We start from the raw sequence: 19,520 nt of genomic DNA on the forward strand, positions 1-19,520 counted from the left end.
GGTTATCGGAACCCGTCCCACCCGGCGCCGACGCCCTGCGCGCGGTCCGCGTCCGCGCGCAGGGCGTCGGCGCCGGGTGGGACGGGTTCCGATAACCTGTCGCCGGGTCTCTTGACGTAGAGAGATTTCGGCGAGGGACCTGGCCGTGATCCGCCGACCGACAGCACCCCGACCCGAGAGGCAGCCATGTCCCGCACTCCTGTCACCGTCACCGTCACCGGCGCAGCCGGCCAGATCGGCTACGCGCTGCTGTTCCGGATCGCCTCCGGCCAGCTGCTCGGCCCGGACGTGCCGGTCAAGCTCCGGCTGCTGGAGATCACCCCGGCGCTGCCCGCCGCCGAGGGCACCGCGATGGAGCTGAACGACGGCGCCTTCCCGCTGCTGCAGTCCATCGACATCACCGACAGCGCCGACACCGCGTTCGACGGTGCCAACGTCGCGCTGCTGGTCGGCGCCCGCCCCCGCACCAAGGGCATGGAGCGCGGTGACCTCCTGGAGGCCAACGGCGGCATCTTCAAGCCGCAGGGCAAGGCGATCAACGACCACGCCGCCGACGACATCAAGGTCCTGGTGGTCGGCAACCCGGCCAACACCAACGCCCTGATCGCCCAGGCCGCCGCGCCGGACGTGCCCGCCGAGCGGTTCACCGCCATGACCCGCCTGGACCACAACCGCGCGCTGTCCCAGCTGTCGGCGAAGACCGGCGTGCCGGTGAGCGAGATCCGCCGCCTCACCATCTGGGGCAACCACTCGGCGACCCAGTACCCCGACATCTTCCACGCGGAGGTCGCCGGCAAGAACGCCGCCGCCACCGTCAACGACGAGGCGTGGCTGGCCGACGAGTTCATCCCGACCGTCGCCAAGCGCGGTGCGGCCATCATCGAGGCGCGCGGCGCCTCCTCGGCCGCTTCCGCCGCCTCCGCCGCGATCGACCACATCCACACCTGGGTCAACGGCACCGCCGAGGGCGACTGGACCTCCATGGGCATCCCCTCGGACGGCTCCTACGGTGTGCCCGAGGGCCTCATCTCCTCCTTCCCCGTCACCTGCTCGGGCGGGAGCTACGAGATCGTGCAGGGCCTGGAGGTCAACGACTTCTCCCGCGCCCGCATCGACGCCTCGGTCAAGGAGCTGGCGGAGGAGCGCGAGGCGGTCCGCGGTCTCGGCCTGCTCTGACGGGACGGCCCACTCCGGGCCGCCCACCCCGCTGTTCGCCCGCGGCCCCCGGTCTCCCGCCGGGGGCTGCGGCGCGTCCCGGACCGAACAGAGAGCCCCGGGCCGGACAGAGACACCGGACCGGACAGATGCCCCGGACCCGGGCAAAGGCGCGCGGATCAGGTCAGTGCGCCCCGCGTACGCCGTGACGAAGCCCACAACCCTTCCCGCCCCGACATGCCGCCGCACGCCGTGGGGCAGGGGTGAGGGCGGCCGTCGCGGGCTCCCGGCGTGCCGCAGCACGGGCCGGGCCGGGACAGACCGCCCCCGGCCCCCGCACCGCGGAGGACGAGAGAACGTGCCGGTGATCGACAGTCTCCTCATCGACGGGACCTGGCGGCCGGCCTCCGCCGGCGCCACCCGGGACGTCGTCGACCCGGCCGACGCGACGGTACTGGCGACGGTCGCCGAGGCGGACGCCGCCGACGCCGACGCCGCCGTCGCCGCGGCCCGACGCGCCTTCGACCACGGCCCCTGGCCGGGGACCCCGGTCGCCGATCGCTGCGCGCTGCTGCGGCGGGTCGCCGGCCTGCTCCAGCGGGACCGGGAGGAGATCGCGCTCGCCGAGTCGCGCGACACCGGGAAGACGCTCGCCGAGGGCCGCGTCGACGTGGACGACGTGACCGCCGCCTTCCGCTACTTCGCCGCCCTCGCCGAGTCCGAGCCCGTCGGCCGGGTCGTGGACGCGGGCAGCGCGGACGTGCACAGCGTCGTGGTGCACGAGCCGGTCGGAGTCTGCGCGCTGATCGCGCCGTGGAACTACCCGCTGCTCCAGGTCTCGTGGAAGATCGCCCCGGCACTGGCCGCCGGGAACACCTTCGTCGCCAAGCCCTCCGAGCTGACGCCGCTGACCACCGTGCTGCTGATGCGGCTCCTGGCCGAGGCCGGCCTGCCGGACGGCGTGGCCAACCTGGTGACCGGCGCCGGTGACCCGGTCGGTGCCCGGCTGGCCGCCCACGCGGACGTGGACCTGGTCTCCTTCACCGGCGGCCTGGCCAGCGGCACCACGGTCGCGGCGCTGGCCGCGCCGACCGTGAAGAAGGTGGCGCTGGAGCTGGGCGGCAAGAACCCGAACGTGGTCTTCGCCGACGCCTGCGCGACCGACGAGGGTTTCGACGCGAGTGTGGACCAGGCGCTGAACGCCGCGTTCGTCCACAGCGGGCAGGTCTGCTCCGCGGGCAGCCGGCTGATCGTCGAGGAGAGCGTGCGGGAGCGGTTCGTCACCGAGCTGGCCGCGCGGGCCGCCCGGATCCGCCTGGGGCGCGGCACGGCGGACGGCGTGGAGTGCGGCCCGCTGGTGTCGGCCGCGCAGCTCGCGAAGACCGAGGCGCACGTGGCCGCCGCCCTCGCCGAGGGTGCCGTGCTGCGCAGCGGCGGCGCCCGTCCCGCACCGGGCCCGAACCGCCCGGCCGGTGGGTTCTTCTACTCCCCCACCGTGCTGGACGGCTGCGACCGCACCATGGGCGTCATCCGCGAGGAGTTGTTCGGGCCGATCGTCACCGTGGAGACCTTCCGCACCGAGGACGAGGCCGTGGCACTGGCCAACGACACCCGCTACGGCCTGGCCGGCGCCGTCTTCAGCGCGGACACCGCCCGCGCCCGGCGGGTCGCCGCCCGGCTGCGCCACGGCACGGTGTGGATCAACGACTACCACCCCTATCTCCCGCAGGCCGAGTGGGGCGGCTTCGGCCGCTCCGGAACGGGACGGGAGCTGGGCCCGGCCGGGCTGGCCGAGTACCGCGAGTCCAAGCACGTCTACGAGAACCTGCGCCCGGCGCCCGTCCGCTGGTTCGCGGGCTGACCGGCAGCGCCCACCGTCCGAGCGGCCATCGGAGAACAACGCCATGCATCCCCCCACCCCCGAAGCGGCCGGTGAGCGCAGAGCCGCCGCCGGACATCCGGACTCCGCCGGCTCCCCCACCCCAGGGGAGGCGGACGGCGACCTGTTCGACTACGTCGTCGTCGGCGGGGGCACCGCGGGCTCGGTGATCGCCTCCCGGCTGACCGAGGACCCGGCGGTGACCGTCGCCGTGGTCGAGGGCGGGCCGAGCGACATCGACCGGCCGGAGGTGCTGACGCTGCGCCGCTGGCAGGAACTGCTCGGCGGGGAGCTGGACTACGACTACCCGACCACCGCGCAGCCGCGCGGCAACTCGATGATCCGGCACAGCCGCGCCCGGGTCCTCGGCGGCTGCTCCTCCCACAACACGCTGATCAGCTTCCGCCCGCTGCCCTCCGACTGGGCGGAGTGGGTGGCCGCCGGGGCGGACGGCTGGGACGCGGAGGCGATGGACCCGTACTTCGGGAAGCTGCGCAACACCATCGTCCCGGTGGGCGAGGACGACCGGAACGCCATCGCCGGCGACTTCGTGAAGGCCGCGGCCGACGCGCTGGGCGTGCCGCTCGTCGAGGGGTTCAACGCCGAGCCGTTCACGGAGGGCGCCGGTTTCTTCGACCTCGCCTACGACCCGGCGACCAACCGGCGTTCCTCCGCGTCGGTCGCCTATCTGCACCCGCATCTGCTCGCCGGTGACCGGCCGGGGCTGCGGCTGTTCCTTCAGACGTGGGCGCAGCGGCTGGAGCTGGACGCGGACGGGCGCGCGACCGGGGTGCGGGTGCGGGCGGCCGACGGTTCCGTCTCGGTGCTGCGGGCCCGGCGTGAGGTGGTGCTGTGCGCGGGCGCCGTGGACACGCCCCGGCTGCTGCTGCTCTCCGGGATCGGCCCCCGCGACCAGTTGCGGGCGCTGGGGATCACCGTGCGCCGGGATCTGCCGGGCGTCGGGGAGAACCTGCTGGACCATCCGGAGTCGGTGATCGTCTGGGAGACCGACGGCCCGATACCGGAGAACTCGGCGATGGACTCCGACGCCGGGTTGTTCGTCCGCCGCGACCCCGGTTCGGCAGGGCCGGACCTGATGTTCCACTTCTACCAGATCCCGTTCACCGACCACCCCGAGCGGCTGGGCTACCGGCGGCCCGCGCACGGGGTGTCGATGACGCCGAACATCCCCAAGCCCCGCAGCCGCGGCCGGCTGTATCTCACCAGCGCCGACCCCGAGGTGAAGCCGGCGCTGGACTTCCGGTACTTCACCGACGAGGACGACTACGACGCGCGGACGCTGGTGGAGGGCATCCGGCTGGCCCGCCGGGTCGCCGCCACCGAGCCGCTGGCGTCGTGGCTGACCCGGGAGGTCTGCCCGGGGCCGGAGCTGTCCGGAGACGACGAGCTGAGCGCGTACGCGCGGCGGGCCGCGCACACCGTCTACCACCCGGCGGGCACCTGCCGGATCGGTGCCGAGGACGATCCGCTGGCGGTGGTCGACCCGCGGCTGCGGGTGCGCGGGGTGCCCGGGCTGCGCGTCGCGGACGCGTCGGTCTTCCCGACGATCCCGGCGGTGAACCCGATGGTGTGCGTGCTGATGGTGGGCGAGCGGGCGGCGGAGTTGCTGGCCGCGGGGTGAACGCCCGCGGGGTGAACGTCCGCGGGGCGCGGACCGATCCGGGCCCCGGGCGGCTCCGAAGTGAACACACGGCGGTGCCACGGCGCGCGAGTGGCGGGCGCCCAGCGCTTTCGGGCAGGGGTCCGGATGGCTAATGTGTTCGGAGTAACGCCGACCTGCGGACAAGTGGAGACCATCTCAGTGGAGACAAGGCAGCGGGGACCCCGCCTGCCGGCCGCCGGGACCGCTCTGGCACTGGTCCTGCTGACCGGATGCACGTCCGGGAGCGGCTCGGCGTCGGCCGGGGAGTACGAGGAAGTGGTCATAGCCGTGCCGGCGTGGGCCGGCGGGCAGGCCAACGCGGCCGTGGCCGCGCATGTGCTCCGCGAGGAGCTGGGTGTCCACGTCCGGCTGCGTTCCCTCACCCAGAACCAGGCGTGGGACCTGCTCGGTGACGGCTCCGTGCAGGCCATCCTGGAGGACTGGGGCGCGCTCCCGGAGAAGAGGCGGCTGTACACCGCCCAGCGGATGTCGGTGGTCGCCGCCGGGGAGCTGGGTCCGACCGGCAGCGTCGGCTGGTATGTCCCGGGCGAGGTCGCCGACACCCATCCGGGCGTCCTGGAGTGGGAGAAGCTCAACGACTTCACCGGTCTCTTCTCCACTGACGAGACCGACGGGCGGGGGCGGCTGCTGACCGGGGACCCGGCGGACGCGTCGCACGACGCGGCGCTGATCGACTCCCTGGAGCTGGACTACACGCCGGTCGCCTCCGGTGGCGAGGAGCAGCTGATCGAGGCGCTGCGCGGCGCGGCCCGCGGTGGCTCGCCGCTGCTGGCGCACTGGTGGCAGCCGCACTGGCTGCACGAGGAACTGGAGCTGGCCGAGGTGGAACTTCCGCCGCACACGGCGGGCTGCCACCGGGAGGGCGGCAGTGACGCCTGCGGGTATCCGGAGATCCCGCTGCGGAAGTTCCTGAACGCGGGCTTCGCCGAGAACGGCGGGCGGGCGGCGGAGTTCCTGGCGGACTTCAGCTGGAGCGCCGAGGAGCAGAACGAGGTGGCCCGGATGATCGCCGCGGAGGGGATGACCCCGGAGGGTGCCGCCGCGCGCTGGGCCGAGGAGAACGCGGACCGCGTCGCCCAGTGGCTTCCGGCGGACTGACCCGCCCCGGTTCGCCCCGCCGGCTTCCCGTCCTGCCGCCGCCACACACCACCTGTCACGCCATCCATGACACCGCCCGTCACACCACGGTCCCGTCACGCACCACCGCCCCGGCCGGGGGTTCCCGGCCGGGGGTTCCCGGCCGGGGCGGTGGTGTGAGCGGTCCCGGCCGCCTCGCGGCGGCCGGGACCGGTGATGCCGGACGTCAGTCGCGGGACATCGGTGAGGAGAGGCGTCAGCCGTCGGTGGCCTTGACCTTCTCCTTGCCGTCGTCCCCCTTCTCGGACTCCTCGGCCTCCTGGGCCTCCGCCATGGCGGCGACCGCGGACTCGATCAGCTCCTGCTCCGCCACCTCGGCGTCGGCCATCTCCAGCGCCCGGTGCTCGTCCCGCAGCGACTTCAGCGTCGCCACACACATGGCGATCATGACGAAGCTGAAGGGGAGAGCGATGATCACGGAGACGTTCTGCAGGATCGTCAGGCCGTGCCCGGCTCCGGCGAGCAGCAGGGCGATGGCGGCCAGGCCCTCGACGCCCGCCCAGAACACGCGGCTCCAGGTCGGCGGGTTGGGGTCGCCGCCGGAGGCCAGCATGTCGACCACGTAGGACGCGGAGTCGGAGGAGGTGACGAAGAAGAAGACCACCAGCAGGATCGCGATACCGATGATGATGTTGCTGCCCGGCAGGGTGTCGAGCAGGTTGAACAGGGACCCCGTGGAGTCGACGCTGCCGTCCTCTCCCACCATCGACCCGTTCGCCTGCTGCTCACGGATGCCGGAGCCGCCGATCACGGTGAACCAGAAGAAGCTCAGCACGGTGGGCACGGCGAGGGCGCCGACCACGAACTCGCGGACGGTGCGGCCGCGGGAGATGCGGGCGATGAAGATGCCGACGAACGGCGCCCAGGACATCCACCAGCCCCAGTAGAAGATGGTCCAGCCGCCGACCCAGCCGGTGCCCTCGTCACCGAACCAGGAGCCGGTGTCCAGGCTCATGCCCGGGAGGTTCTGCAGGTAGACACCGATGTTCTGGAAGAAGTCGGTGAGCAGCATCGTGGTCGAGCCGGCGACCAGCACGAAGAAGAGGATGAAGGCGGCCAGTCCGATGTTGATGTTGGACAGCCACTTCACGCCCTTGTCCAGGCCGGAGACGACCGAGGCCATCGCCATCAGGGTGATGATCACGACGATGATGCTGAGCACGACCTCGTTCGGGTCGTTGATGATGCCGAGACGGTCCAGACCGGCACCGATCTGCTGCACACCGAAGCCGAGGGAGGTCGCGACACCGAAGATGGTGCCGACCAGCGCGATGACGTCGATGGCGTCACCGAGACGGCCCTTGACGCGGTCGCCGAACAGCGGTTCCAGCGCCCAGCGGATCGAGACCGGGCGGCCCTTGCGGTGCACCGCGTAGGCGATGGCGAGACCGACCACGATGTAGATCGCCCACGGGTGGATGCCCCAGTGGAGGAAGGTCTGGCTCATCGCGAACTCGGCCCGCTCGGCCTCGCCCTCACCGACGCCGGGCTTGGGAGCCATGTAGAAGCTCAGCGGCTCCGCGACGCCCCAGAAGACCAGCCCGATGCCCATGCCCGCCGCGAACAGCATGGACAGCCAGGAGCCGAGACTGAAGTCCGGCTTCTGGTCGTCCTTGCCGAGCTTGATCTTGCCGTACCGGCTGAAGCCCATGAACAGGGCGAACAGCACGAAGCCGGTGATGAGCGGCACGTAGTACCAGCTGAGGTTGTCGACGACCTCGGCGCGGAAGGACAGCAGGTTGTCCGCCGCACCCTCCCCGCCGACCATCGCCCAGATGACGAAGACCCCGATGATCGCGACGGATGGCCAGAACACCCATGGAGCGACCGACGCCGCACGTGCTGGTGGACGCACACCTCCGCGATCCACGTCCTTCACGTCCGTCGTTCCCTTACCCGGATGCCCTGATGACATAAGGCGATCCCCTTCCGCCGCTTACCGCTATACGGTTTTCGTTCACTTGATCTAACGGATCTCGCCTGCCCCCACTGTCCGAGAACATACGTCACGATCAGGTAACCACGGCGTGTCGAACAGGACGCGACGCTCACTCTGCGCTAGGAGTCGAAGCGCTCAGCTGCCCGCCGAGAACCGCAGGATGTCGTTGAGGAAGGGGACCTCCAGCCACGGACTCGGCTGTGCCATCAGGGTGAGCAGCACAATCACGACGCCCATGCCCCCGTAGGTCAGCACGTCGGTGAAGCGGGAGCGGACCGCGAGCATCCCGACGGCGGGCACCGTCAGTCGCAGCCCCGCGCCGGCGAGCATCGCGGCGCCGACGACGAGCAGTCCGATCCGGAAATCGAAGAGCATCACGAGCAGGCCGGAAAACAACGCCGTCACCACGGACAGCAGGGGCCACTGCCGTATCGGCGCCGGCGCGTCGCCGTCGGCGGACCGGCGCCCGCCCTCGGGCGGCGCGACGTCCTCGGTGACGGTGGGGTAGCGGCGGCGCGAACGTCGCCGCAGCCGGCCCCGGCGGGGCTCGGACTCGGCGGCCGGCTCGGGCTCGCCGGCCGGCTCCGGAGCAGTGGCCGGCTCGGGCGCGGCGGCCGGCTCGGGCGCGGCGGCCGGCTCGGCGCCGTCGGTGGCCGCGCCGCCCTCGGCGGAACGGCCACCACGCTCGCCGTCACTCATGCCGGGTGCCCGCCGCGAGCTCGGCGGCGAGAACGACGTTCTCCAGCAGCAGCGCCCGGGTCATCGGGCCGACGCCCCCGGGGTTCGGCGAGACCCAGCCCGCGACCTCGGCGACACCGGGGTGGACGTCGCCGACGATCTTGCCGTTCTCGTCGCGGCTGACGCCGACGTCCAGCACGGCGGCGCCGGGCTTGATGTCCTCGGGCTTCACGAGGTGGCCGACCCCGGCCGCCGCCACCACGATGTCCGCGCGGCGCAGCTGTGCCGAGAGGTCACGGGTTCCGGTGTGGCACTGGGTCACCGTCGCGTTCTCGCTGCGGCGGGTCAGCAGCAGCGGGAGGGTGCGGCCGACGGTGGTGCCGCGGCCGACCACCACGACGTCGGCGCCGTTGATCTCCACGCCGTACTGGCGCAGCAGCCGGATGATGCCGTTGGGGGTGCAGGGCAGCGGCGCGGGCTCGTTGAGCACCAGACGGCCGAGGCTGACGGGGTGCAGCCCGTCGGCGTCCTTGGCCGGGTCCATCAGCTCCAGGACGCGGTTGGTGTCGATGCCCTTGGGCAGCGGGAGCTGGACGATGTAGCCGGTGCAGGCGGGGTCGTCGTTGAGTTCCCGGACGACCGCCTCGATGTCGTCCTGGCTCGCGGTCGCGGGCAGTTCCCGCTGGATCGAGGCGATCCCGACGGCGGCGCAGTCGCGGTGCTTGCCGGCCACGTACTTCTGGCTGCCGGGGTCGTCGCCCACCAGCAGCGTTCCCAGCCCGGGGGTGACCCCGAGGGTCCGCAGCGCGGCGACGCGGGCGGTCAGGTCGGACTTGATGGAGGCGGCAGTGGCCTTGCCGTCGAGAATCTGAGCGCTCATGGACCCATCCTTGCGGATACCGGCCGGTCGGCTCCAATCGGCTCCCCGCGCCCCACCGGTGTCGGCCACCTGCGATGTGCCGCTGTCGCGGCCCGGGCGGTGACTTCCCGGGAGACGAGGCGCAACCAGCCGTGCGCCCTGCGGAGTTCGAGGTTGCAGCTTTGACACAGTGTGCCCGCGATGCCCGCCGGGCACTTATGCGGATCATATGATCCCCATGACCGTCCGGGGGGATGCGTGTACCTGAGCGACCCCTCGCGAGGTCACTCCGCTCGCCCCGTCGCAGAAGGACACCGATCATGAGCTACCCGCCTCAGCCGGGCAACGACCAGAACCCGTACGGCCAGCAGGGCCAGCCCGGTTACCCGCAGCAGGGCGGCCAGCCGCAGCCCGGTTACGGCTACCCGCAGCAGGGTCAGCCGCAGCCGGGTTACGGCTACCCGCAGCAGGGCGGGCACGCCAACCCGTACGGCAGCCACGTGCCCAACGACTACGCCGGGTGGGGCTCGCGGGTCGTCGCCCGCATCCTCGACATGCTGATCCTCGGCGTGGTCCCGGCCATCCTGATGGTCATCGGCACGCCGACCACGGAAGGCGACAGCTTCGGCCCGACCTACTTCCTCGGGGTGCTGCTGAGCATCGGTGGCTGGATCTACTTCGCCTACCTGCTCGGCACCACCGGCCAGACCCCCGGCCGCAAGGCCGTCAACATCCAGGTCCTCAAGGAGTCGACCGGGCAGCCCCTGGGCTTCGGCATGGCGGTCGTGCGCTACGTGCTCGACATCGTCAACGCCCTGCCCTGCTACCTGGGTTACCTGTGGCCGCTGTGGGACGCCAAGAAGCAGACCTTCGCCGACAAGATCGTGGGCACCGTCGTCGTCCGCAAGCTCTGAACAGGGCCGCAGGACCGCGTCACGCGCGAAGCGTCGTGGGGCCGAATCCCGAACGGGATTCGGCCCCACCGCCGTTGGTGCGCACGGCGACGGGGAATGCACGAACGGGGTTCCAGTGGCGGGGAGTCCACCGGATCAGCGGCCGGCCGGGCGGAAACACGACCGGCACGGAATCGACCCGGAACGTTCATCAACTCGCGTAGACATTTGACATGCACCTGCTACATTGCTCGGTAATTCTCCCCAGGTAACCCCCACTTACCGCCAGGAGGCGTACCCGTGCCCCGTCCCACCACCACCCGCCGCACCCGCTGGTTCGCGGCGGCCGTCGTCGCCTGCGTGACGACCCTACTGGTCTCCCTGCTCGGCTCCGCGGCCACCGCCGCACCGCCGCGGATACCCTCGGCCGCCACGGCCCAGAGCGAACTCAACCAGCTGACCGTCGCCGCCGAGGGCTCGATGGCCGGCTACTCCCGAGACGAGTTCCCCCACTGGCGGTCCAGCGGCGGCTGCACCGCCCGGCAGACCGTCCTCCAGCGCGACGGCTCCAACGTGAACGTCGGCGCCAACTGCCAGCCCACCTCCGGCAGCTGGTACAGCCAGTACGACGCCACCACCACCACGACCGTCTCCCAGGCCACCATCGACCACGTGGTCCCGCTCGCCGAGGCATGGCGCTCCGGCGCCAACAGCTGGACCCGTGAGCGCCGCGCGGAGTTCGCCAACGACCTGTACTGGCCGCAGCTGATCGTGGCCAGCCAGTCCTCCAACAGCTCCAAGGGCGACCAGGACCCGGCCGACTGGATGCCGCGGACCGAGTACCGCTGCACCTACACGCGCATGTGGATACGGGTCAAGCACTCCTACGACCTGAAGGTCGACTCCGGGGAGAAGTCGGCCCTGCAGTCCGCGCTCAACAGCTACTGCTGACCGGCGGCGGCGCCGCCCCCACGGCGGCACCGCGCCTCCCGGCCCCGTGGCCCGTCCCGCCGTGCCCCACGCACGGCGCGGACGGGCCACATCCGTGCGCACGTCGCACGTGTGCTCCTCCCGAATGTGGTGAGATGCCCAGCATGAGTGAATCCACCGAACGCACCACCGTTTTCAAGGCCCCGCGCGGCGGAGTGATGACCAAGGAGGCCGGCGTCGTCACCGGCCAGCTGGAGCTCGCCACCGACGCCGCCGCCGACGGCACCCTGACGCTGCGCGTCCGCTACGACGGCGCGGCCGAGTGGTACACGATCGAGGGCGGCCCCTTCGTGCTGCACGACCCGCGCGACCACGAGGTACTGCACGACGTGCTGATCAGCCTGCTCCACCGCCCCCAGCCCTGATCGTCCACGCGGCGCCGTCCCCCGACTCCTTACCCGCCCAGGGCTGCCCACGTGCCGTACACCGGGGCGGTACCCGTACCGGTGAACGAGCCGGACCGGACGTCGTGTCACTCGTACCGGTGAGAACCAGGCGGCCCGGCTTCACTCGCAGCCGATGCCGTCACCGTCGCGGTCCAGATGCCGCCCGTACCCGGGGTCTCCCGCGTACACGGGCGCGGCACCCGCTGCGCGGGCGGCGTCGCAGTTCTTGTAGTACGTGGCCGCGCCCCCTCCCCCGGCGTCGGGCTGGGCGGTGACCGGCACCTCGACCGTCTCGGTGACGGTGACCGCCGGTTCGGGCTCGGCCGTCACCGTCCGGGCGGGCTCGGGCGGGGCGGTCACCGTGGCGGTCTCGGTCTCGGTGACGGTGGGGGCCGGTTCGGGGTCGCCCGCGTCCTCGGCCTCGTCTCCCCCGGCGTCCTTCTCCTTGGCGACGGCTTCGGCGGCGTCCTGGGTGCTCGACGGCTCGCCGGGCGCGGCGGCGGCCGTACCGCCGGAACCACCCCCCGTGCCCTCGGGGTCGCTGACGGCCGCGACACAGGCGAACGCCACGAAGTAGGTCGCGGCGATGGCGCCCCAGAAGGCGGGCCGCCTGCGCATGGGCCGCTGGTCCGGGACAGCCGGCGGTGCCGCGGGCGGCAGCGGTGGCTGCGGTGGCTGTGGCGGAGACCACGGCGGCTGATCGGACCACTGCGGGCCCGGGGTGTGCTGGGTCATGGCGACCCCCCTTGTCGTCTTCCCCTGCTGCGGGCCGCTGCCCGCATGGCGCCCGCCCTCGGCCGTGAACCGATGCCCGACCGCACTCGGAAGGGGGCACGTGCGTGGGGGAGTTGGTGCGTGACGCGTGGGGGAACCGTGATGTTAGCGAGGTGCGGGCGGCCCTGTCCGCGTTTTCACCGAACGCGCGGGCGACCGGGGTCGGGCGGGCACGGCGCGCCCGGCCGAGACAGGGCGGAGCACGGCTCTCAGCCGTCGGCGGCCAGCGCCCGGGTCAGTTCCTCCAGCTGGTCCAGACCCTCCTGGACGGAGCGGAGTTCTCCGGTCAGCCGGGAGAGGTCCATCGACTGGGCCGCCGCGTCACCGGCGACCTGCACCGAGAGCAGCATCCCGCCGTGTTCGGCGACCGCCTCCAGCCGCAGCGTCACCGACTCCAGGGCAGCCATCAGCTCGCGGCGCAGCTCCTCCAGCCGGAGCACCGACGTGACGCGGTCGGCGACCGCGCGGGCCGACGCGGCCTTGGCGTCCCGCAGCGCGCCGGGAGGGGCCATCTCCGCCTCGCGTTCCAGCCGCGCCTGCTCGGAGCGGAGGTCGCGGGTGTCGGTGTCGCCGATCGCGGTGTCGATGATCGACACCGCGATCGCCCGGTCGGCGAGCTGTTCCGCCGCCAGCTCCGCCTGCACGGACGCGTCCTCCAGTACCGCGACCAGCGCCGGACTCCCGACCGCGGTGCCGGCGCCGTCCCGGCCGCGCAGCCCGACGTCCCGGTGTCCGTCCAGCCGCTTCGACGCCGCGGACGCGCGGCGCAGCCAGAGCGTGGTCTCCGCCGGGGCCACCACCTCGACCCGCTGGGCCGCGTCGACGAACCGCCCGCTGCCGGCCGGCAGCGCCGTGCGCGCACGGCGGGCACCGGCCAGGTAGACCAGCAGCGTGAGGAGCGCGCTTCCGCCGCCGGCCGCCGCCTGGATCTCCGTGGGCTCGTCCAGCAGCAGCGCGAGCGCGGCCGCGACGGCCCCACCGACGAGCAGCGCGGCCACCAGGCCGCCGCCGAGCACGCCGCGTTCGGTCTGCCTGTCCATCGCCCGTTCCCCCTTGACTCCGCGTACGGCGCCCGGTCCGGCGCCGACACCGCCCGCCGCTGCCGGGCGCGGGGCGGTCCTCCCGCCCCCGCCCGCACGCGGCTCATCGGAGTATCCCACCGGGCCACCCCGGGCGGCCGGTCCGGTACCGCGTGAACACGGGCCCGAAGCCGCACTCCCCGACACCGCCCACTGACGCCGCACGCCCCGGTCCACGGCCGGGTGGCCGGGAACGGGGCGTGCGGTCGACGGCCACGATCGGGCGGGAGCGCGGAGCGCCGCCGCCGTCGGCGACCTCAGTGGAAGAAGTGGCGGGTCCCGGTGAGGTACATGGTGACCCCGGCGGCCTCGGCCGCGGCGACGACCTCGGCGTCACGCACCGAACCGCCCGGCTGCACCACGGCCCGGACACCGGCGTCCAGCAGCACCTGAAGGCCGTCGGCGAACGGGAAGAACGCGTCCGAGGCCGCGAACGAACCCGCCGCCCGCTCCTCGCCGGCGCGCTGCACGGCGAGCCGCGCCGAGTCCACCCGGTTGACCTGGCCCATGCCGACCCCGACCGAGGCACCGTCGCGCGCCAGCAGGATCGCGTTCGACTTGACCGCGCGGCAGGCGCGCCACGCGAACCGCAGCGCCGCCAGGTCGTCCTCGCCCAGCGCCTCACCGGCGGCCAGGGTCCAGTGCGCCGGGTCGTCGCCCCGCGCCTGGAAGACGTCCTTCTCCTGGACCAGCAACCCGCCCTCGATCGGACGGAGTTCGCGGCGCGCCGCCGGAGCCTGCGGGCAGCGCAGCACCCGGATGTTCTTCTTCCGGGTCAGCACGTCCACCGCGCCGTCCTCGTAGCCGGGGGCGACGACGACCTCGGTGAAGATCTCCGCGACCTGCTCGGCCATCTCCACCGACACCGGCCGGTTGACCGCGATCACGCCGCCGAACGCGGAGACCGGGTCGCAGGCGTGCGCCTTGCGGTGCGCCTCCGCCACGTCCGTCCCCACGGCGATGCCGCACGGGTTGGCGTGCTTGATGATCGCGACCGCCGGGACGTCGTGGTCGTAGGCGGCCCGGCGGGCGGCCTCGGTGTCCAGGTAGTTGTTGTAGGACATCTCCTTGCCGTGCAGCTGCTCGGCGGTGGCGAGTCCCGTGCCGCTGCCGTCGCGGTAGAGCGCGGCCGGCTGGTGCGGGTTCTCGCCGTAGCGCAGCACCTGCTGCCGCTCGTACGCGCCACCGGTGAACGCGGGCAGCGGCTCGTCGTCCGCCGCGTAGCCCTCGGCGAACCAGGAGGCCACGGCCGCGTCGTAGGCCGCGGTGTGCGCGAACGCCTCGGCGGCCAGCCGGCGGCGGGTGGTCAGGTCGAAGCCGCCACCCGCGGCGGCCTCCAGCACATCGCCGTAGCGCTCGGGGTTGACCACCACCGACACCGACGGATGGTTCTTGGCGGCGGAACGGACCATCGCCGGGCCACCGATGTCGATCTGCTCCACGCACGCGTCGGGGCTCGCGCCGGAGGCGACGGTCTCCCGGAAGGGGTAGAGGTTGACGATCACCAGGTCGAACGGCTCGACGGAGAGCTCGTCGAGCTGGCGACGGTGGTCCTCCAGGCGGAGGTCGGCCAGGATGCCGGCGTGCACCGCGGGGTGCAGCGTCTTGACCCGGCCGTCCAGGCACTCGGGGAAGCCGGTCAGCTCCTCGACCGGGGTCACCGGCACTCCGGCGGCCGCGATCCGGCCGGCGGTGGAGCCGGTGGAGACGAGCTGGACACCGGCCGCGTGCAGGCCGCGGGCCAGCTCCTCCAGGCCGGTCTTGTCGTAGACGCTGACCAGCGCGCGGCGCAGCGGGCGGCGCCCGTCGGACGCGGAGGCGTCGCTCGGGCTGGTGGCGGTGGTGGCCGTACGGTCGGCGGTCACGGGATCAGTACCTTTCGTCCCTCGATGCGATAGCCGTCCCGGGCCAGGCGCCCCACGGCATCGACGAGCATGTCTCGCTCGACTTCCTTGATCCGCTCATGGAGGGCGGACTCGTCGTCGTCCTCACGGACCTCGACCACGCCCTGCGCGATGATCGGTCCGGCGTCGACGCCCTCGTCAACGAAGTGGACGGTACACCCGGTCACCTTCACGCCGTGCGCGAGCGCGTCGCGCACCCCGTGGGCGCCGGGAAAACTGGGGAGCAGGGCCGGATGGGTGTTGACGGTGCGTCCGGCGAAGCGCGCCAGGAAACGCGCGCCCACGATCTTCATGAAGCCCGCGGAGACCACGAGGTCCGGGCGGTGAGCGGCGACCTTCCCGGCCAGCTCACCGTCCCACTCCTCACGGGTGGCGTGGTCCCGGACCCGGCAGACGAACGTCGGGATCCCGGCGTCCTCGGCCCGGCGCAGGCCGGCGCAGTCACGGTCGGCGCCGACGGCGACGACCTCGGCGCCGAAGGACGGGTCACGTGCGGCGTCCAGCAGTGCCTGGAGGTTGGTGCCGGAGCCGGAGACGAGAACGACCAGGCGAGCCGGGGGCGTTGCCGGTGCAGGAGCCACGAGAGGGTGCTTTCTGTGGGCCGCGGGAAGCGAATCGGGCGGTCCGTGCGGCGCACGCGGATACGCTCCACGCCGCCGACCGCCACCGGTCACGATACCGGCACGCCAGCCTCCCCCGGCACGACGGTCCGCCTGGCCGGGCGGTACGGTCGGGACACCGACACCGCCGCCCCGCGGGGACCAACGGCGCTACGAAGGGGATACGACGACCAGATGACCGACCGACGTCGCGCTTCCGCTCCAGACGGCCGGCCCACCGAGGAACCCAACCCCTTCGCCGCACCACCCGAGGGCACCCCGGTCCGCACCTGGAGCCGGCGACAGTCCGAGGACCCGAACGGCTCCGGTGGCAACGGTGACGGCGACGGCAAGGACGAGAAGGGCCGGGACGGCGGCGACCGGGGCGAGGGCGACTCCCGCCGCTCGCCGTGGGGCCGCCAGTGGAGCTCCCGCCAGCCCGGGCGCCAGAGCGGCGGCTTCGGCCTGACCCCGCAGCAGCGCGAGGACGGCGACCGCGACCGCGAGGGACGCCGCGCGCCGCGCTGGGACCCCTCCGACCCCCGTCAGCGGCACGCCCGCTACTCCCTGCTGGCCGGCGGCTGGGCCGTGTTCCCGGCCCTGCTGGGCTGGGACTGGCTGGCGCTGTTCCTCGCCGCCTTCGCGCTCTACTGGGGTGTCAGCGCGCTGCGCGGCGCCCGGGACGAGCTGACGGCGGCCGAGAAGAGCGGCACCCGGGAGGGCGCGGCCCCGTCGGCGCCCGGCGCCACCCCGGCGGAGCCGGACACCCCGACCACCCCGGACACCCCGGCCGCTACCGGTTGGGCTCCGCAGCCCGCCCCGGGCGCACCCGGACAGGGTGGCGCGGGACGGACCGGCGGCAACGGGAAGCGCCCGATGATGACGGCGGCGGCGTTCGGCGTCGGGCTGGCCTCGCTGGCGCTGGGCATGGTGGCCGCCAACTTCACCGTCCAGATGGTGTACCAGGACTACTTCGTGTGCGCGCGCGACGCGTTGACCATCCCGTCGCACGAGGCATGCGACAGCCTGCTTCCCGAGGTGCTGCACGACGTGTACATCGGGGAACGCTGAGCGGGAACGGGAACGCACCGGCCTGACGGCGGCGCTTAGTCCGCTTGACGGCGTCTGACGGCGTCTGACGGGGTCTGACGGCGCGGGAGTCCTGGCACATCGGTCCACGGCAGGGGAAAGCCGGAGGAGAGAACCGTCTCTCCTCCGGCTTCTCGTTGTGGTGGGGGTGGGTGAGCGGCGGCCGTTCCCGGGCGCGCGGCTCCGGTGGCGGAGGCGGTCAGGCGGTGCCGGGGCCGCCCGGCGGATCGGGCGGGAGAACGCGCGGGCCGTCCTGCTCCGCCGCCTCGGGAGCGACGGGCGGCGAGGAACGCGGGGGCTCGGGCGCACCGGGCGGCACGCCCGGCACCGGCGGCGCGGCCGCGGTTCCCGGGGGCGTCGGCCGGGCGCGTGCCGCTGTCGCGCGCCGTCCCAGGGCCACGGGCCGGGCACCGGCCGTCAGGGACAGCTCTTCGGGCAGCGCCCCGCTTCCCTGCCAGGCGATGCGTCCGTCCCCCGCGCCGGAGAGCGCGCCGGGAGGCGCGGACGGGACGGGCGGCGCCGTAGCCGGGTTCGGGTCCGGCTCGGTTTCGGCGGCGATGTCGGCCCGGTGCCCGCGCCGCAACCGGCCGGCGCGGCGTGTCAGGGCCGCCCACCGGCCGCCGCCGGACGCGGCGTCCGCGGCGTCCGCGGATTCGCCGGTTCCGCCGATTCCGCCGATTCCGCCGGTGGCCCCGGACGGAGCGGGGGACGCGGGGGCTGCGGGCCGAGGTGGCGTCGCGCAGGCGGAATCGCCGGCCCCCTCCCGCTCCCCGGCGGCCCGCCGCCGAGGGATAGGTACCAGACCGGCGACGGCCCGGCCGCCGCTCACGACGAGGTGCCGGGCGCCACCCGCCCCGCCGCTGACCATGCTCCGGGCGAAGTCGGGGCGACGGAGCCGCCAGGCGCGGGCCGCCAGCGCCGCCGGGGTGCCCAGCACCGCCGTCCAGCCGAATGCGGCGAGGCCGGCCAGCCAGGGCTGTGGCCCGAACGCCGCGAGGTCGCCCGTGCCGATCGGGCCGCCGGCCAGCAGAGCGAGCAGTGCCATCCCGGTGCCCAGCAGGGCGGCGGCGATCAGCGCCGCGCAGGCGGTTCCCCGGGCCGTGGTCGCGGTGGTCCGGTCCGCGCGCACCGGCACCGCCGACCGCCCGAGGAACGTGGCGGTGACAACGATCCCCGCCAGGGGCACGAGGGCGGCGAGCAACACGGTGGTCAGGGTGCGGCCGTCGCCGGGCAGCGCCGCCAGCAGCGGGAACGGCGGCAGTTGGGTGTCGGTGCCCGCTGCCAGCGGTGAGAGCACGACGCCACCGCCGACGGTGAAGCCGGGGCCCAGGCCGTAGGACGCCGCCCAGACCGCGGCGTTCGGAACCAGCGCGCATCCCAGCAGCAGCAACGCGATCCGGCCCGACCAGTCACCGGCGAGCTGACCGAAGAGGTCCTGCGCCGCGCCGGCGTGCCCGACCAGCGCGACTGCGGCGAGCACCGCGCCGGCCCCGCACATGGCCGCGAGTCCCGCGGCGGCGGCTCGCGGCGCGTCGGTCTCGTGGAGCCACTGGGCACGGGCGGGAAGCAGTGGCGGCCCGGTGTGCGACCAGCCCGCGACGACGGTGAGCACCAGCGCGAACGCGGGCACGAACGCGGCCGCGCTCACCGGATCGGCCCGGATCGGCCCGTCCAGCGTGTAGAGCAGGGCCCCGGCCGCGACCAGCAGGTAGCCGCAGCAGACCCACAACGCGGTGCGCAGTGCGTCGTAGGGCTCGGACTCGGGCCGCATGGCGACCCGCATGGCGCGGCGCAGCAGCCAGCCAGGCAGCAGCGCGAGAAGCAGCGGGGTGATGCCGATCGGCGCCGGGGTGCCGCCGAGGGTCTCGCTGCGCACCAGCGCGGCGCCGTGGGCGAGGAGCCAGAGGTCGACGGCGACGGCCGTGGCGGTGCCGGGCCCGTCGTCGGGATGCGGGGAGACCGTCCACAGCACCAGCACGACGACGGCGAGCAGTCCGAGGCCGAGTCCGGCGGCGACCAGCCCTTCGATGACGGCGGGTCCGCCGGGCCAGGCGTTGGTGGTGGGACGGCCGGCGGTGTCGGCGGCTGGGGCACCGTGCGCGGTCGGGCCGTTGCCGGGCCGTCCGCCGCCGCCACCACCACCGCCACCGCCACCGCCGGTCGACGGCTGGGCGGCGCCCTGCCGGCGCTGCCCGTCGAGTTGGTTGCGGCGGCCGCGCGGGCGGATCTGAAGGCGACGCAGGCGGTCGGCGGTCGCGGCGATGAGGGCACTCACCCGGGCCATGCTGCCAACAACACCGCGATTGGCGCGGTATCGCGGATTTCCGGGCGACGTCACTCAATATGTACTTATGCGTGTTTTCAGACTATCCGTCATGTTGTCTCGTCAGACCGCGTCGGTCCCCGGATGACCGCCCCAGGAGCCGCCGCCCGCCCCGGCCGGCGGGGCACGGGGACGGGCGGCGGCTCCTGGGG

The 19,520-nt window shown here is 73.6% G+C and carries 16 protein-coding genes; 8 read left to right on the forward strand and 8 right to left on the reverse strand.

The window, feature by feature from the left end; translation table 11 throughout:
- Positions 1–186 precede the first annotated feature (186 nt).
- The 4 genes from E0D90_RS11425 (at position 187) to E0D90_RS11440 (ending at position 5,816) form a co-directional block, all read left to right on the forward strand.
- Positions 187–1,176, forward strand: coding sequence for a malate dehydrogenase (locus E0D90_RS11425; RefSeq protein WP_130797741.1), 990 nt, complete (start codon positions 187–189; stop codon positions 1,174–1,176).
- A gap of 337 nt (positions 1,177–1,513) precedes the next feature.
- The gene (locus E0D90_RS11430) at positions 1,514–3,016 is read left to right on the forward strand and encodes an aldehyde dehydrogenase family protein (protein ID WP_130797743.1); all 1,503 of its coding nucleotides are present in this window, start codon (positions 1,514–1,516) and stop codon (positions 3,014–3,016) included.
- 142 nt (positions 3,017–3,158) lie between these two features.
- Positions 3,159–4,676, forward strand: a complete 1,518-nt coding sequence (locus tag E0D90_RS11435) for a GMC family oxidoreductase (protein WP_227870147.1) — start codon at positions 3,159–3,161, stop codon at positions 4,674–4,676.
- 180 nt (positions 4,677–4,856) lie between these two features.
- Positions 4,857–5,816 carry a glycine betaine ABC transporter substrate-binding protein gene (locus tag E0D90_RS11440; RefSeq protein WP_157996852.1) on the forward strand — a complete coding sequence of 320 codons (960 nt, stop codon included), beginning with the start codon at positions 4,857–4,859 and terminating at the stop codon, positions 5,814–5,816.
- Positions 5,817–6,051: 235 nt separating this feature from the next.
- Here E0D90_RS11440 and E0D90_RS11445 read toward each other — a convergent pair whose 3' ends face one another.
- The 3 genes from E0D90_RS11445 to E0D90_RS11455 all read right to left on the reverse strand — a co-directional run bounded on the left by E0D90_RS11445 (position 6,052) and on the right by E0D90_RS11455 (position 9,352).
- Complete coding sequence (locus tag E0D90_RS11445) at positions 6,052–7,671, reverse strand: BCCT family transporter (protein WP_227870144.1); 1,620 nt, start codon at positions 7,669–7,671, stop codon at positions 6,052–6,054.
- A gap of 258 nt (positions 7,672–7,929) precedes the next feature.
- Complete coding sequence (locus E0D90_RS11450) at positions 7,930–8,493, reverse strand: DUF3017 domain-containing protein (RefSeq protein WP_130797751.1); 564 nt, start codon at positions 8,491–8,493, stop codon at positions 7,930–7,932.
- Entirely contained in the window at positions 8,486–9,352 is an 867-nt protein-coding gene (locus tag E0D90_RS11455; protein WP_103502669.1) for a bifunctional methylenetetrahydrofolate dehydrogenase/methenyltetrahydrofolate cyclohydrolase, read from the reverse strand. The genes E0D90_RS11450 and E0D90_RS11455 overlap by 8 nt, the downstream gene beginning before the upstream one ends.
- A gap of 299 nt (positions 9,353–9,651) precedes the next feature.
- Between E0D90_RS11455 and E0D90_RS11460 the strand changes: the two genes are divergently transcribed.
- The 3 genes from E0D90_RS11460 (at position 9,652) to E0D90_RS11470 (ending at position 11,579) form a co-directional block, all read left to right on the forward strand.
- Positions 9,652–10,245, forward strand: coding sequence for an RDD family protein (locus E0D90_RS11460; RefSeq protein ID WP_103502670.1), 594 nt, complete (start codon positions 9,652–9,654; stop codon positions 10,243–10,245).
- 279 nt (positions 10,246–10,524) lie between these two features.
- On the forward strand, positions 10,525–11,175 hold the full coding sequence (locus E0D90_RS11465; RefSeq protein ID WP_374754074.1) for an HNH endonuclease family protein: 651 nt from the start codon (positions 10,525–10,527) through the stop codon (positions 11,173–11,175).
- Positions 11,176–11,318: 143 nt separating this feature from the next.
- Positions 11,319–11,579: a hypothetical protein gene (locus E0D90_RS11470; protein ID WP_103502673.1), complete on the forward strand. Its 261-nt coding sequence runs from the start codon at positions 11,319–11,321 to the stop codon at positions 11,577–11,579.
- 141 nt (positions 11,580–11,720) lie between these two features.
- Here the strand turns inward: E0D90_RS11470 and E0D90_RS11475 are convergent, their stop codons facing one another.
- The 4 genes from E0D90_RS11475 to purN all read right to left on the reverse strand — a co-directional run bounded on the left by E0D90_RS11475 (position 11,721) and on the right by purN (position 15,938).
- Entirely contained in the window at positions 11,721–12,218 is a 498-nt protein-coding gene (locus E0D90_RS11475; RefSeq protein ID WP_227870145.1) for an excalibur calcium-binding domain-containing protein, read from the reverse strand.
- Between the two features lie 365 nt (positions 12,219–12,583).
- On the reverse strand, positions 12,584–13,414 hold the full coding sequence (locus E0D90_RS11480) for a hypothetical protein (RefSeq protein ID WP_130797753.1): 831 nt from the start codon (positions 13,412–13,414) through the stop codon (positions 12,584–12,586).
- A gap of 296 nt (positions 13,415–13,710) precedes the next feature.
- The gene (purH, locus tag E0D90_RS11485; protein ID WP_103503675.1) at positions 13,711–15,318 is read right to left on the reverse strand and encodes a bifunctional phosphoribosylaminoimidazolecarboxamide formyltransferase/IMP cyclohydrolase; all 1,608 of its coding nucleotides are present in this window, start codon (positions 15,316–15,318) and stop codon (positions 13,711–13,713) included.
- Complete coding sequence (gene purN / locus E0D90_RS11490; RefSeq protein WP_130797755.1) at positions 15,315–15,938, reverse strand: phosphoribosylglycinamide formyltransferase; 624 nt, start codon at positions 15,936–15,938, stop codon at positions 15,315–15,317. Before purN ends, purH begins: the two co-directional genes overlap by 4 nt.
- 213 nt (positions 15,939–16,151) lie before the next feature.
- Here purN and E0D90_RS11495 point away from each other — a divergent pair, with 213 nt between their 5' ends.
- Positions 16,152–17,027 carry a hypothetical protein gene (locus E0D90_RS11495; protein WP_227870146.1) on the forward strand — a complete coding sequence of 292 codons (876 nt, stop codon included), beginning with the start codon at positions 16,152–16,154 and terminating at the stop codon, positions 17,025–17,027.
- Positions 17,028–17,244: 217 nt separating this feature from the next.
- On the opposite strand, the gene E0D90_RS11500 is transcribed toward E0D90_RS11495, so the two are convergent.
- On the reverse strand, positions 17,245–19,320 hold the full coding sequence (locus E0D90_RS11500; RefSeq protein ID WP_130797757.1) for a cell division protein PerM: 2,076 nt from the start codon (positions 19,318–19,320) through the stop codon (positions 17,245–17,247).
- Between the last annotated feature and the right edge of the window lie 200 nt (positions 19,321–19,520).

It is taken from the genome of Streptomyces otsuchiensis (assembly GCF_004305975.1).
Taxonomy (GTDB): Bacteria; Actinomycetota; Actinomycetes; order Streptomycetales; family Streptomycetaceae; genus Streptomyces; species Streptomyces otsuchiensis.

Bases quoted from the DNA above. Each gene is read 5' to 3' on its own strand.
- E0D90_RS11495 (WP_227870146.1), top strand. From the start codon at position 16,152: ATGACCGACCGACGTCGCGCTTCCGCTCCAGACGGCCGGCCCACCGAG.
- E0D90_RS11480 (WP_130797753.1), bottom strand. From the start codon at position 13,414: ATGGACAGGCAGACCGAACGCGGCGTGCTCGGCGGCGGCCTGGTGGCC.
- E0D90_RS11470 (WP_103502673.1), top strand. From the start codon at position 11,319: ATGAGTGAATCCACCGAACGCACCACCGTTTTCAAGGCCCCGCGCGGC.
- E0D90_RS11455 (WP_103502669.1), bottom strand. From the start codon at position 9,352: ATGAGCGCTCAGATTCTCGACGGCAAGGCCACTGCCGCCTCCATCAAG.
- E0D90_RS11450 (WP_130797751.1), bottom strand. From the start codon at position 8,493: ATGAGTGACGGCGAGCGTGGTGGCCGTTCCGCCGAGGGCGGCGCGGCC.
- E0D90_RS11425 (WP_130797741.1), top strand. From the start codon at position 187: ATGTCCCGCACTCCTGTCACCGTCACCGTCACCGGCGCAGCCGGCCAG.
- E0D90_RS11460 (WP_103502670.1), top strand. From the start codon at position 9,652: ATGAGCTACCCGCCTCAGCCGGGCAACGACCAGAACCCGTACGGCCAG.
- E0D90_RS11475 (WP_227870145.1), bottom strand. From the start codon at position 12,218: ATGCGCAGGCGGCCCGCCTTCTGGGGCGCCATCGCCGCGACCTACTTC.